Source organism: Variovorax sp. dw_954, assembly GCF_018449755.1.
Classification (GTDB): Bacteria; Pseudomonadota; Gammaproteobacteria; order Burkholderiales; family Burkholderiaceae_C; genus Variovorax.
This window is the reverse complement of record NZ_JAAVVD010000005.1, coordinates 137,831-150,326: the sequence shown is the minus strand read 5'-3', so window position 1 is coordinate 150,326 and position 12,496 is coordinate 137,831. Positions and strand designations below refer to the sequence as shown.

14 protein-coding genes are annotated in these 12,496 nt (G+C 67.3%); 6 read left to right on the top strand and 8 right to left on the bottom strand.

Features of this window, described 5'->3' with window-relative positions; translation table 11 throughout:
* Positions 1-12: 12 nt before the first annotated feature.
* Together HB681_RS10745 and HB681_RS10740 are read right to left on the bottom strand one after the other, a co-directional pair.
* Complete coding sequence (locus HB681_RS10745) at positions 13-921, bottom strand: NAD(P)-dependent methylenetetrahydromethanopterin dehydrogenase (protein ID WP_213954794.1); 909 nt, start codon at positions 919-921, stop codon at positions 13-15.
* A gap of 37 nt (positions 922-958) precedes the next feature.
* Complete coding sequence (locus tag HB681_RS10740; RefSeq protein ID WP_256734908.1) at positions 959-1,996, bottom strand: beta-ribofuranosylaminobenzene 5'-phosphate synthase family protein; 1,038 nt, start codon at positions 1,994-1,996, stop codon at positions 959-961.
* Between the two features lie 245 nt (positions 1,997-2,241).
* On the opposite strand from HB681_RS10740, the gene HB681_RS10735 reads away from it, so the two are divergent.
* Both HB681_RS10735 and HB681_RS10730 read left to right on the top strand, forming a co-directional pair.
* Positions 2,242-3,813, top strand: a complete 1,572-nt coding sequence (locus HB681_RS10735; RefSeq protein WP_213954793.1) for an AMP-binding protein — start codon at positions 2,242-2,244, stop codon at positions 3,811-3,813.
* A gap of 160 nt (positions 3,814-3,973) precedes the next feature.
* On the top strand, positions 3,974-4,363 hold the full coding sequence (locus HB681_RS10730) for a hypothetical protein (RefSeq protein ID WP_213954792.1): 390 nt from the start codon (positions 3,974-3,976) through the stop codon (positions 4,361-4,363).
* A gap of 88 nt (positions 4,364-4,451) precedes the next feature.
* Here HB681_RS10730 and HB681_RS10725 read toward each other — a convergent pair whose 3' ends face one another.
* Positions 4,452-5,441, bottom strand: coding sequence for a PA2169 family four-helix-bundle protein (locus HB681_RS10725; protein ID WP_213954791.1), 990 nt, complete (start codon positions 5,439-5,441; stop codon positions 4,452-4,454).
* A gap of 256 nt (positions 5,442-5,697) precedes the next feature.
* On the opposite strand from HB681_RS10725, the gene HB681_RS10720 reads away from it, so the two are divergent.
* From HB681_RS10720 to HB681_RS10710, 3 genes are all read left to right on the top strand, one after another.
* Entirely contained in the window at positions 5,698-6,768 is a 1,071-nt protein-coding gene (locus HB681_RS10720; RefSeq protein WP_213954790.1) for a flavodoxin family protein, read from the top strand.
* A gap of 66 nt (positions 6,769-6,834) precedes the next feature.
* Complete coding sequence (locus tag HB681_RS10715; protein WP_213954789.1) at positions 6,835-7,752, top strand: DMT family transporter; 918 nt, start codon at positions 6,835-6,837, stop codon at positions 7,750-7,752.
* 31 nt (positions 7,753-7,783) lie between these two features.
* A complete protein-coding gene (locus HB681_RS10710; RefSeq protein ID WP_213954788.1) occupies positions 7,784-8,176 on the top strand; it encodes a YkvA family protein in 393 nt (130 codons plus the stop codon).
* Between the two features lie 31 nt (positions 8,177-8,207).
* On the opposite strand, the gene HB681_RS10705 is transcribed toward HB681_RS10710, so the two are convergent.
* Positions 8,208-8,597, bottom strand: a complete 390-nt coding sequence (locus HB681_RS10705; protein ID WP_213954787.1) for a 4a-hydroxytetrahydrobiopterin dehydratase — start codon at positions 8,595-8,597, stop codon at positions 8,208-8,210.
* A gap of 107 nt (positions 8,598-8,704) precedes the next feature.
* Here HB681_RS10705 and HB681_RS10700 point away from each other — a divergent pair, with 107 nt between their 5' ends.
* On the top strand, positions 8,705-9,496 hold the full coding sequence (locus tag HB681_RS10700) for a pentapeptide repeat-containing protein (RefSeq protein WP_213954786.1): 792 nt from the start codon (positions 8,705-8,707) through the stop codon (positions 9,494-9,496).
* 123 nt (positions 9,497-9,619) lie between these two features.
* Here the strand turns inward: HB681_RS10700 and HB681_RS10695 are convergent, their stop codons facing one another.
* From HB681_RS10695 to HB681_RS10680, 4 genes are all read right to left on the bottom strand, one after another.
* Complete coding sequence (locus HB681_RS10695; protein ID WP_256734907.1) at positions 9,620-10,039, bottom strand: cytochrome c; 420 nt, start codon at positions 10,037-10,039, stop codon at positions 9,620-9,622.
* Between the two features lie 77 nt (positions 10,040-10,116).
* Positions 10,117-10,557, bottom strand: a complete 441-nt coding sequence (locus HB681_RS10690; RefSeq protein WP_213954784.1) for a hypothetical protein — start codon at positions 10,555-10,557, stop codon at positions 10,117-10,119.
* A 291-nt stretch (positions 10,558-10,848) separates the two neighbouring features.
* Positions 10,849-11,484 (bottom strand): response regulator transcription factor, encoded by a 636-nt coding sequence (locus tag HB681_RS10685; RefSeq protein ID WP_213954783.1) that lies wholly within the window; start codon positions 11,482-11,484, stop codon positions 10,849-10,851.
* Positions 11,481-12,326, bottom strand: a complete 846-nt coding sequence (locus tag HB681_RS10680; protein WP_213954782.1) for an ATP-binding protein — start codon at positions 12,324-12,326, stop codon at positions 11,481-11,483. The genes HB681_RS10685 and HB681_RS10680 overlap by 4 nt, the downstream gene beginning before the upstream one ends.
* Between the last annotated feature and the right edge of the window lie 170 nt (positions 12,327-12,496).

Below are 12,496 nucleotides of genomic sequence, written 5' to 3'. Positions count from 1 at the left end.
GCGGCCTCCGCCTCATGGCGCCTTTTCGGCGATGAAGGCACGCGCCGTCGCAAAGGCCTCGGCGAAGCTCAGCACCACGGGCGATTCGGCGTCATGCATCTGCACCAGCAGGCGCTGCTGCGTCTGGTACTTGACGTTGCCGATGGCCAGGGCGCCGATGCCCACCGCCGCGGTGCCGTCCAGCGGCTTGCCGTTGTCCATCGCGTCGACGCCGGCAATGCCTTGCGGCGGCACCGCATTGACGTCGGCTGCCACCTTGAGTCGACTGGCGGAAGCGAGTGTCTCGGCCGAGACGACCTGCACGCCTGCCGCCGCGCAGGCGAGCAGCACATCGGCCTGCGCGATCGCGTCATGCAAGGCCGATCCATCGCTGCCGGACACGCCCTTGAGTTCGACGCCGAAGCGCTCGCCCGTCTTGCGCGCGGCCTCCTGCGCCGCGCTCGCGCTGCCCCGGCTTGAAAGAACGACCTGCGCTCCCGCCTGCGCCGCGATCACCCCTGCAATTCGACCGACCGGCCCGGTGCCGCCGAAGACCACGACCTGCCGGCCCGTCAACTCCGCCTTGTGATGCGTGCGCAGTGCAGCCTCCACGCAGGCCACCATCGCTGCCGCCGTCGTGTACGCCCCGCTCGGGTCGGCCATCAGCGACACCTGGAAGGGCTTGAACATCGAGGCCTTGGCCCGCTTGAGCAGGTCGGCGGCTTCGAGCGCATCGCGCCCGCCGATGAAGATGCCGGTGCGCAGCAGGCCCTTGGGGCTGCGCGAGAAGATCGTGTCCTGCGTCAGGCTGGCCACGCTGTCGGCATCGCAATCGGTGTACGGCACGATCACCTGGTAGCCGGCGTCGGCGGCCATGTTGATGTCGAACGGGCTCATGCGGCGGCCCGGCGTGAACATGTGGAGGATGTAGGGACGTTCCATCTGAAGAAGCTCCATATGCCTGCTGCGGCGTGGCAGTTCAGCGCACCGACGCGCCCGGTCGGCGGTCCACCAGCGTGGCGCCGGTGTTGCGGCCCGAGACGATGCGCAGCGACAGCGATGGGGCAACCACCCCGGCGACATACAGCGCGCCGGCCAGCGCCTCGGCACGCGACATGGACGGCAGGATGGCAAAGCCGGTCGGCCCCCATGAGCTCTGGCCCAGCGCGCTGAGCGGTTCGTGCATGCCGATCCAGTCCATCACCCGCCCCACCGCCGCGCTGGTGAAGGCGTGGCCGCCCTGCCCCGGCGCGAAGTGCGCGCCCAGCAGGCGCTGGATGTGCGTGACGCCGGCGGCGAAGGGCGCAAACTCCGCGCCGGCCGCTCCCGGCAATACGCGCATCAGCACCTGGTGGCAGATCTCGGCGGCCTGTGCCTGCGGCATCGGCGGCAGGGTGCGGATGGCCTGCTGTTCGGCCGCGCCCGACAGGCCCCGCTGCGCGCCATCCTGAACGACCAGCACCCGCCATTCTGCAGGCAACGCGATGCGCGACAGCATCACCGGCGGCTCGCCATGCGCGTCAGGTCCGCCATCGACGAGCAGGCCGCCCAGGTCGAAGCCGGCGACACCGATGCCGGAGCGCTGGCCGCGCCCCAGCCATTGCGCCAGCCGGGCCGTGGACAAGTCCAGCCCATGCCAGTGCGCGAAGGCGCGCGCGATGGCCAGCGCCAGTTGCGTGCCGGAGCCAAAGCCGGCATGTGCGGGCAGCACCTGCACCAGCCGCAGGTGCAGCGGCTCATGGTGGCCGCTGTGGCGTTGCAGCAGCCGCAGCTCGGCTTCCGCGCGCTCCACATCCGCAAGCGCCGCCGGCCCGTTCGCGCTCACCTGCGTGGAGGACGAAGCGCCCAGCTCGACCTCGGTCTCGAAGCCGTTGATCACCAGCCCCAGGCTGCCGAAGCGCCGGCCCAGCGAACCGGATGGATCGAGAAAGCCGAGGTGCAGGCGCCCGGGCGCACGGACCGTGACCGTCGCCGATTCGTCGGCAAGCATGGTTTCCTCGGCACTGGATGGAGACATGTGCATCGTGGCTCCAAAGCAAGGTCTGTTCCGCCGCCAAACCGCGAGGGGATCGGGTTGCGCGCCTTGCGCCGACCACCCGCTGTATCGAGGCGGGGACACTGTGTCACGGAGTTGCGCCTGCGACGGGCTGCTGGCCACGCCGTCTGCCATGGGACTCCCGCTTCGCGGGCAACCCCTTATCGCGCAAGACCATCGGATCGGGAGAATCCGGAATCGCCCCCAGCTACCCGGAGCCCGAGAACATGTACCCAGGCAAGTATGCGCAGCAGCACGCCGAGCGCCCCGCTTTCATCATGGCCACCAGCGGCGAGTCGTTGACCTATGCGCAACTGGAAGCACGCAGCAACCGTCTCGCGCACCTGCTGCGCGCGCAGGGCCTGAAGCGGCTCGACCACTTCGCGGTGTTCATGGAAAACAACCGCTACTTCATCGAGTGCTGCGTGGCTGGCGAACGCACGGGCCTCTACTACACCTGCATCAACGCCTACCTCACCGCGCAGGAGATGGCCTACATCGTCAACAACAGCGAGTCCCGGGTGCTCATCACCTCAGCCGAGAAGCTGGCCGTGGCGCGCCAGGCGCTGGCGGAATGCCCGAAGGTCACGCTGTGCCTGGTGGCAGGCGGCGGCCCGGGCCTCGCGGGCCAGACCGCCGGCGCGGCGCGGCTCGTCGACCTCGGCGAGGCCTTGGCGGACCTGCCCGACACGCCCGTCGCCGACGAATGGCTCGGCACCTCGATGCTGTACTCGTCCGGCACCACCGGCCGTCCCAAGGGCGTGCTGCGTCCGCTGCCGGAAGAACCGCCGAGCCATCAAATGCCGCTGTTGCTCTTCCTCAGCAAGCTGTGGCAATGCGAGGAAGGAATGATCTACCTCTCGCCGGCGCCGCTGTACCACTCGGCGCCGCTGGCCAATGTGTCGCAGACCATCCGGCACGGCGGCACCGCGATCATCATGGAGCACTTCGACCCGCAGCAATACCTTGCGCTGATACCGAAGCATCGGGTCACCCACACCCAGCTCGTGCCGACGATGTTCTCGCGGCTGCTCAAGCTGCCGCCGGAGGAACGGGCCAAGGCCGACATGTCGACGGTGAAGATCGTCGTGCACGCCGCGGCGCCCTGCCCGGTCCAGGTGAAGGAGGAGATCATCGCGTGGTGGGGTCCGATCGTTCACGAGTACTACGGCGCCACCGAGGGCCTGGGCTTCACCGCCTGCGACACGCCACAGTGGCTGGCGCACCGCGGCTCCGTGGGCAAGGTGCTGCTCGGAGACATCCACATCTTCGACGAGCAGATGCAGCCGGTGCCCAGGGGCCAGCCGGGCGAGATCTGGTTCAGGACGGCCACGCCCTTCGTCTACTTCAACGACCCCGAGCGCACCGCCCTCACCCGCTCGCCCGACGGAACGATGAGCACCGTGGGCGACATGGGCTATGTCGACGACGACGGGTATCTCTACCTCACCGATCGATCCACCTTCATGATCATCTCGGGCGGCGTCAACATCTATCCGCAGGAATGCGAGAACCTGCTGGTCACCCATCCGAAGGTAGCCGACGCAGCGGTGTTCGGCGTGCCGAACGCGGACCTTGGCGAAGAAGTCAAGGCCGTGGTGCAGCCGGTGCCGGGCCTCGCGCATACGCCCGAACTGGCGGCCGAACTGATCGACTTCTGCCAGTCGAACCTGACGCACATGAAGTGCCCGAAGTCGGTGGACTTCACCGACCAGCTGCCGCGCCTGCCCACGGGCAAGCTGTACAAGCGCAAGCTGCGCGATGCGTTCTGGGAAGGGCACGCCAGCCGGGTGGTTTGACCCTCGAGGCTGGCGCCCGCAACGGCGCCGCGTGGCGAATGCCTGCAGGAGGCGATGGCGCTTGTCCTACGACAGGGTTGGGCACGCTTGCGTACATTGCCGTTGCCGCGCGCTCCGGACGTCGCGGCACTTGATCCATTCAGAGCAGGGAGGGCTCGATATGAAACAACATCTGTTTGCGCTTGCGATCGCAGCGTCGCTTCTTGCCTTGACCGGCGTGCAGGCGATGACCAAGGGTGAATACACCGTCGCGGGCAACGTCATCGAGGCCAACTTCCAGGCCGCGAAGACCAGATGCGGCGGCGTCGACGACAGCGGCAGGGACGTTTGCCTGAAGCAGGCCCAAGGCACTCGGGCGGTGGCGCGGGCGGAACTCGAGCAGCTCTACAAGCCGAGTCCGGACAATGCGCGCAAGGTCGCTGCGGAGCGGGCCAAGGCGGCCTACGAGCTGAGCAGGAACGCGTGCGGCGCGCTCTCTGCCGACGCCAGGGACGCCTGTGCGCAACAGGCGCAAGCCGATCCAAGGCCAAAGCCGGCTTCAGGGACATGAAGTGGCCGACGGCGCGCGAACATCCGGGCGCCACAAGTGCCAGGACCGACGCCTTCCGGCGCCGGTCGCTGGACGTCACTCAACCAACTCAGGCTTCGTCGCGCGCACGCGCGGCATTGCGCAAGTCGCGGATCTGGTCGTGGTTGCGCTGGGCGCCGTCCGCCTGACGCTGCACAACGCTTCGCACGTCTGCCGGCAGGCTCTGCTTCAGCGCCTTGCGATAGCGGGCAATGGCGGTGTCTTCTCCGCGCTCGCATGACTCAAGGATCGACAGTTCGCTGTTGGCGCCGAGCGCGCCCTTCACATGCACCCAGCCGCGATGCATCGCGCCCGCCGCCGTACCGCCGTCCGAGGGCTTGCCGCCATAGGTGGTGATGAGCTGGACCAGTTCCGATTCCGCCTGGCGGCAGCCTTCGGCCCGGCTCAGGAACAGTTGCTTCATCGACGCCGACTCCACCTCCTCGGCGCATGTCAGGAAGCCGTAGCCGCCATCGCGCGTGTTCTCGAGCAGGTCGTTCAGCACGTCCACCACGTCGTCGTTGGACAGCGGCTCCTCATAGGCCGGGCCATCGCCGGCAGTGACTTCGTCGGCATTGAAGTAGGTCTGGTCGGCGCGGTCCCAGGCAGCGCGCGTAGCCTGGCGGGCGCGCGGCCAGTCGAGCTGGGACGCGCCACGGTCGGCCTCCCAACGGCTGGCCAGTGTCGGCTCGACGGTGTCGAAGTCCCTGCCCAGCGTGTCGCGCCCGGTGTAACCCAGTTGGTAGGCCGGGCCGTAGTCGTCATAGCCGTAGCCCGCTTCATAGTAGGGCTGCGTGTCGTAGTTCTTGCGCCAGTAGGCGTCTTCGGCGGTCGGGTTGATGCGCTCGCCGACGGCCTTGCCGCCCAGGCCGCCGACAACGGCGCCCGCCACCAGCCCCACCGCGGCGCCCACGGGTCCGGCCATCGCGCCGGCAGCAGCCCCTGCGAGTGCGCCGCCTGTCGCACCTACGCCGGTGCCCACGGGATGCGCACCGGGAGCGCCCGTGATCGGGTCGCGGTTTTGGTCACGGGTTTCGGGAAAGTCTTGATCCTTGGCCATGTTGTTTCCTTCGTTGGTTGGTTGGTCGAAAGCGCCGCCCGGAGGGCTGTGCGTCAAGACCGAAGATGACGACGCGCATGGCCGCAAACCGTCAGCGACGGGGGCTACCGCTTGTAGGGAATACGGAAAGGAATCACGACCCGATGTCTTTTGACATGAGGTAGCGCGTGCCTTGCACCGTAGGCTGCCACCTACCGCGCCTGCCGCCGCGCCGCCGCTGCAGCCCGTCGCTGGGCGCCGTATGTTCATTGGCACGATGATCAAGATCCGAAAAGGCCAAGCGCCGGGCCAGCTTCAACGCGCCGCATTCCACGATCGCTTCATGCAATCCTTCGCGGACCCGAGCTTCGCCCCCGAAGGCGAAGCGCTCGCAAGGCTGGAGACCATCGCGTGGAACAACTACAAGGACAGCCGCAAGGCGCCCGTCACGCGCAAGGCGGGCAAGGGCTTCGCGGATCCCGAATACCAGGTCTCCGTGGAATGGCTCGAAGCCCGATCGCGCCTGCGCAAGGCCCAGGTCGGGTGGGGCAAATCGACGACACGTTCACGCGTGTTGCTGGTCAACGGCTCGTCGCGCAACGACGGCACCTGTCCCGGCGAGAACTCCAAGACGCATCGCATGGTGCAGCTTGCGAAGACCCAACTGGACAATGCGCAGATCGAAACCGACGTGCTGGACCTGAGCCTGCTCACCTCCGAATACGGGCGCAGGATCCACCCGTGCAAGGGCTGCGTGTCGACCGCCATGCCGCTGTGCCACTGGCCCTGCAGCTGCTATCCCAACCACTCGCTCGGCCAGGTCGGCGACTGGATGAACGAGATCTACGAGCGCTGGGTTTCCGCGCACGGCGTGATCCTCTTCACGCCGACGCACTGGTACCAGGCCACCAGCCCGCTCAAGCTCATGATCGACCGGCTGGTCTGCGCGGACGGTGGCAACCCCGACCCCAGCAGCACGCACGGCAAGACAGTCAGCGAAGCCAAGACTCTCGAGATGAAGGGCTGGGACTATCCCAAGCACGTGGCCGGACGCGTCTACGGCCTGGTGGTCCACGGCGATGTCGCGGGTGTCGAGGACCTGCGCCGCAACCTCAGCGACTGGCTGGACTGGATGGGCCTCATCGACGCCGGACCGCAAGCGCGGCTGGACCGCTACATCGGCTACTACAAGCCCTATGCAACGAGCCACGATGCATTCGACGCCGACCACGCTGTGCAGGAGGAGGTGCGCAACGTCGCGCGAGCGGTGGCGCATGCGGTGAAGGAGCTACGCGCCGGCCGCCTGCAGCCGCCCGACAAGGCGGTGAAACGTCCGCGACCCAAGTGAGTGGCCCGGCGCGACGCGCGCTGGACGCGCTGCATGAGCTCCCGAAGTTCCCCACAATGCGCAACCATGCAAACGCTCACGCTGCGCCAGTTCGCCCTGCTCGTTCCACTTACGCTCGCATGGGGCCTCAACTGGCCGGTGATGAAGCTGGGCGTGGCCGACTACCCGCCGCTGGCTTTTCGCGCGCTCTCGCTGTGGCTCGGCTTGCCGGTGCTCGGACTGGCGCTGGTCGCCATGAAGACGCCGTTCCGCGTGCCACGCCGGCAGTGGCCGGAACTGCTCTGGCTGGGCGCCACCAACATGTTCGTGTGGCACGCCTGCATCATCCTGGCGGTGAAGGCGCTGTCCAGCGGGCGCGCGGCGATCCTGGGCTACACGATGCCGGTGTTCTCGGCCGTGATCGGCGCGGTGCTTTTCTCGGCGGTGCTGACACGGCGCGGCTGGCTCGGCGTGGGCGCGTGCGCGCTGGGCGTGGCGCTCCTGCTGTGGCATGAGTTCACGCATCTTTCCGGGCGCCCGGGCTTCGTTGCGCTGGCGCTGGTGGCGGCGGCCACCTGGGCGCTGGGCACGCAACTGTTGCGCCGCACCCGCATCCCGTTGCCGACGCTGACGCTGTCGTTCTGGATGACCGCGCTCACCGCCGTCGTGATGACGGTGCTGTCGCTGTTGTTCGAAGGTTCGCAATGGCGCTCGCCGGGCCAAGCCGCCTGGGCCGCGATCGCCTACAACGCCGTGCTGATCTTCGGTTTTGCGCATGCCGCCTGGTTCTCCCTGGCGCGGGGCCTGCCGCCGGTGGCGTCCACGCTGAGCGTGATGCTGATCCCGGTGCTGGGCGTGTTCAGCGGCGCGCTGTGGCTGGGCGAAACCGTGTACTGGCAGGACTGGACCGCGGTCGCGCTGATGATGGTGGCCATTGCATCGGTGCTGTGGCCGGTGCGGGCCAGTGATCCGCCGCACGAAGCGCCGGCGCCCTTGCGGCCCTGAGCACCGTTGGCGTATCGGCGGCCGGCGACGCATGGGCATGCTCGACAAGCTCGGCACCTGGGCAAGGCGGATCAAGCGCGACGGCCTGACGCTGTGGTTTGCCGGCAGGCACCCCCGCACGCCCTGGCATGCCAAGGCGCTGGGCCTGTTCGTGGTCGCCTATGCGCTGAGCCCGATCGACCTCATACCGGACTTCATCCCCGTGCTGGGCTACGTCGATGACGTGTTGCTGCTGCCCGGCCTGATCTGGCTGGCCATCCGGCTCCTGCCCGCGGACGTGCTTGCCGAATGCCGTGTGCAGGCCGACGACTGGATGATGACGAAGGGCGCGAAGCCGCGCAGCCGGCTGGGCGCGGTCCTCGTTGTCTGCGTGTGGCTGGCCTTGACCGCCGGGGCGTGGTTCTGGGTCAGGGCGCGCCTGTAACTGGCCGGCGCGTCACGCGGACGCGACGGCTTCAGTCATATTTGATGTACTTGAACCTTGGATCGTCAGGCGTGCCTTCGAGCACGGCGCCTTCCGCCGCGCCCGGTTGCCACATCACCACCTCCTCGATCTTCTTGGCCAGCTCGAAGTCCTTCTCGGTGATGCCCTTGGCCGCATGGTTCATGAGCTTGACCGTCACGAAGGCATAGGAGACGGTCAGGTCCGGATGGTGCCAGGCGGCTTCGGCCAGGTGACCCACGGTGTTGACCACCATGAGCGTGCCCTTCCAGCCGCTGGTCTTGAACTTGCGTCGGATCCAGCCGTCTTCCAGATACCATTTCGGCAGTTCCTCGGCGAGCCTTGCGGTGACCTCCTCCGGCGTGAACACCTCGGAGGCGGTTTGCTTGCGCCATTGGGTCATCTCGTTCTCCTTCTCTGTGCGAAGTGGTGACCGTCGATCCTATGGCGAGACAGGGTCGCCGGGCGAGCAACCTTGCGGATAGCCGCGACAGCAAGAGGAGTAGACGAATGAACCGTGCCCAGCGTTTCGTGATCTCGACCATGACCGCGCTGCTGTCCGCCTTCAGCGCCATGGGCGCCGCGTCAGCCGAGCTTTCCCTTGATCGGCTCACCGCGTTGCTGAAGAGTGCCACGCCCGACAAGCCGGCCGACCTGGCCGGCAAGGACCTGTCGGACCTCGACCTGAGCAAGCTCGATTTCCGCAATGCCCACCTGCGCGGCGTCAGCTTCTTCGGCAGCAAGCTGGTGCTGTCCGACTTCCGCGGCACGAACATGGAAGGGGCCAACCTCAACGGCGCATGGTTGATGGGCACCGACTTCACCGGCGCCAACCTGACCAGGGCCAGCCTGTTGTCGGTCGTGATCCTGGGGGGCGAGGTCAAGAAGATGCCGATCTTCAAGGGCGCCAACATGACCGGCGCAAAGATGATCGCGGACCTGCCGGGGGCCGATCTGTCGGGCGCCAATTTCAGCAACGCGATGGTCGGCGTCAACATCAAGAACCAGGGGATGGGCCAGATGCGTACCGACATGTCGGGCGCCAACCTGGCGGGGTCCACGCTCGCGGGCGCGGACTTCAACCGCTCGCTGATGAACTTCAGCAACCTGCGGGACAGCAATCTGCGCGGTGTCAGTTTCTATCTCGTCCGGCTGGCGGGTGCAGACCTCACGGGCGCGGACGTGACCGGCGCCGACTTCACCGAAGCCGACCTGGACGGGACGATCTTTCGCGACGTGAAGGGATTCGACCAGGCCAAGGGCCTCGACCGCGCGGTGAATCGCGACAAGATCGTTCGCTGAAGCCGCAGGTGCTTCCCTCATGCGACTTTGCAATCAATCGCAGAACAAGGCGGAGCGCCGCAGACAGTGCTGTAGCACGGCAAGGCGATCCAACGCAGTCATGCGTTTGATCGCGAAGTCGCATCAATCCTGGTTTACCGCGGCCCGCCCCGCAGGCCGGGCCTCGGGGCTGATCGACCCATCGACCCGTTCGGCAAAGTAGCGATAGATACCTTCGATGTTCGCGTCGACGATTGGGTTGCCGCGGTAGGCAGGCATGCCCCGCGGCGCATCGCCATCGAGCACCGCGCGGACGAAGGACGCATGGCCCTGCGTGCGCGCGTAGTCGACGATGGATGGTGCGGCCAAGCCCTCGTAGCTCTTGCCGTGGCAACGTGCGCAATCGAGGGTGCGCAAGGCCTGCCACGCGCTCGCGACGGCTGGATCGTCGATCCCGATGCGAAGCTGCTGCTGCGAAGGGCCGGTGATGTCTGGCGTGCCGAGTTCGCCGGACAGCGCAAGGAAGAGCGGCGCCGCATAACGGGCGATCCGGCCGACCTGCAAGGTCCCCGCCGCGCGCGCTGAGCACCACATCGCTGACTCCCGGTGCAATGCCATCTTTGGCGCGCGGATCGCGACAGCTATCGGCTGCCGTTGGCGATTTGCCCGACGAACTTCCAACCCTGGTCGAAGGTGTACATGAAGGTGTAGCCGGTCGGACCGTCGATGAACACCGTCAACGGCCGCGCTACCGCGGGTTGGTCGTCGGCCGACAGCGCGACGGACTTGAATGCGGTCTTCATGGGCTGGGCCTTGCCGCCGCCTTGCGCGGCCTGGACACCGCCGTCCCAGCCACGGTTGAGGCGCCAACCCGCGTCTGTGGAGAAGGCGAGAGTCGCGGGGTCGCCGGTCGGGCCGCGCAGCAACAGGGTCACCGCCGCGCCTTGGCCAGGGGCCTGCGTCGGCATGGAGATGGATTGGCCCAGCGCCACGGAGGCGCCACCGGCCAGTGCGAGGGCGGCCACTGCGGCAGCGGGCACGCGCCAGAAAGAACGGCTGGAAACAGTGAAAAGCTTCGTCATCATGGACTCCTGCGATCGAACGGGTTGCAAGGTCCGATGCGTGTCGATGGCCTGCCAGGGGCACGATCGACTGCTTCGAACAGTTCAAATCGTAGGCATCGAACGTTTTTTTCCCTGTGCCGCGGCGCACACCTAAAAAGTACGGGTCGGTTTTCCTCCCCCACATGAGGGAGGAGGCAGGAGCAGATCAATGTCTGTTCGTGGGCACCCGCGGAACCGGCTTTGCCGGGCCGCTGGGTGCGTCCCCTTTGAGGGGGAGCGCCGCAGGCGCATTCGGGGGTGGGCTCAATTTCAGGCGTGCTCGGCGGGGATCAAGCCGTGCCGCAGCGCCAGGTGCGCCATCGCCGCGGTGGTGTGGACACCGAGCTTCTCCTTCAGCAGGCTCTGCAGGTTGGACACCGTCTTCGGGCTCAGGTGCAAGGTGTTCGCGCAAGTGGCCACCGACTCGCCGCGCGACAGCAGCCGGAACAGTTCGAATTCGCGCTGCGTCAGCGAATCGAAGGCCTGCGACTCGCCCGCGCCTTTGCGCAAGCGTTCGGCAAGCGCCGGGCTCAGGTAGCGGCGCCCGTCGCGCACGCTGTGGACCGCTTCGATCAGGCACTCGGGCGGGCTGCTCTTCGAGACGAAACCGAGCGCGCCGAGTTCGAGGGCGCGTTGGACGAGCAGATTGGTGTCGTGCATGCTGAAGACCAGCGTGCGCGCGCGTGGATCGCGTTCGCGCAGGCGGCGGATCAACTCGAGCCCGCTGCTTCCGGGCATCGCCAGGTCGGTGACGGTGATCTCCGGCTCATGGATGGCGTATTGCGCACAGGCTTCATCGACGCTGGCCGCCTGCGCCACGACTTTCATGTCGCCGTCCTGTTCGAGCAGGTGGGTGTACCCGGCCCGCACCACCGGATGGTCGTCCACCAGCAAGAGCCGGATCACGCCGCCTCCGCGCGAAGTTCCGGAAGAAGCGGCAATTCCATGTGGATGCGCGTGCCTTCGCCCGGCGTGCTGTGGGCTTCCAGCCTGCCGCCCAGCGCCGCCGCACGCTCGCTCGCGCCGAGCAGGCCGAAGCCGCACTCCGGCGCCGCGACGCTGAAACCGCGGCCGTCGTCTTCCACGCACAGGCGCAGGTGCTCCGACGTCGCCGCCAGTTCGATGTGCACGCGTGTGGCATTCGCATGCCGCACGACGTTGGCCAAGGCTTCCTGCGTCACGCGATAGATGGTGGTGTCGACGGCCTCGCTGTGCTGACACAGATTGCCCCGGGAACGGAACAGGCAGGGCACGCCGCTGCGCGTCGTCCAGGCTTCGCACAGCGACTCCATCGCGGCGACCAGGCCAAGCTGGTCGAGTTCGGCCGGTCGCAAGCGCCGCACCAGTCGCCGCACGCCCTCCTGGAGCGATTGGGCAGAGGCGGCGGCGCGCCGCGCGGCTTCCCCGATGTGCTCGAAGGAATTCGAGCGTTGGATGTAGGTGGCCTCGATGCGGATGGCGGTGCAATGCTGGGCGAATTCGTCATGCAGTTCACGCGCCAGCGCCAGCCGCTCGCTGTCCTGCAGGGCGATCAGCTTCTGCGTGAGTTCGCGGTTCTTTGCCAGCAGGCGCGATGCCTCGAGGCGCCTGCGTCGCGCATACCAGGCCAGGCCCAGCGACAACGCCATCAGCGTGAACGGGATTTCGTCAACCTGCCATGCCTCGCCACGCGCAAGCCATTCGGTCATGCGCTCGCGCAGTTCCAGCGCGCTCGACAACACGAAGGTCAGCAGGGTGGCAAGCAGCACGGCTGCGAATTCGTATCGCTCCGGGGCCCAGGCACGTACTCGCGGCAATCGCCAGTCAGTTCTCATCCGCCATGTCTCCAATTGAAGCGCCGTGCTGCACTCTGTTCCGCAATGTAACGTCGCCAGGCACGCGTCGCCCCCGGGGCTGACCCGAGTGCGGCCAGCGCTGT

Coding starts and splice junctions, on each gene's coding strand:
- HB681_RS10745 (WP_213954794.1), bottom strand. CDS start 921: ATGGAACGTCCCTACATCCTCCACATGTTCACGCCGGGCCGCCGCATG.
- HB681_RS10740 (WP_256734908.1), bottom strand. CDS start 1,996: ATGTCTCCATCCAGTGCCGAGGAAACCATGCTTGCCGACGAATCGGCG.
- HB681_RS10735 (WP_213954793.1), top strand. CDS start 2,242: ATGTACCCAGGCAAGTATGCGCAGCAGCACGCCGAGCGCCCCGCTTTC.
- HB681_RS10730 (WP_213954792.1), top strand. CDS start 3,974: ATGAAACAACATCTGTTTGCGCTTGCGATCGCAGCGTCGCTTCTTGCC.
- HB681_RS10725 (WP_213954791.1), bottom strand. CDS start 5,441: ATGGCCAAGGATCAAGACTTTCCCGAAACCCGTGACCAAAACCGCGAC.
- HB681_RS10720 (WP_213954790.1), top strand. CDS start 5,698: ATGATCAAGATCCGAAAAGGCCAAGCGCCGGGCCAGCTTCAACGCGCC.
- HB681_RS10715 (WP_213954789.1), top strand. CDS start 6,835: ATGCAAACGCTCACGCTGCGCCAGTTCGCCCTGCTCGTTCCACTTACG.
- HB681_RS10710 (WP_213954788.1), top strand. CDS start 7,784: ATGGGCATGCTCGACAAGCTCGGCACCTGGGCAAGGCGGATCAAGCGC.
- HB681_RS10705 (WP_213954787.1), bottom strand. CDS start 8,597: ATGACCCAATGGCGCAAGCAAACCGCCTCCGAGGTGTTCACGCCGGAG.
- HB681_RS10700 (WP_213954786.1), top strand. CDS start 8,705: ATGAACCGTGCCCAGCGTTTCGTGATCTCGACCATGACCGCGCTGCTG.
- HB681_RS10690 (WP_213954784.1), bottom strand. CDS start 10,557: ATGACGAAGCTTTTCACTGTTTCCAGCCGTTCTTTCTGGCGCGTGCCC.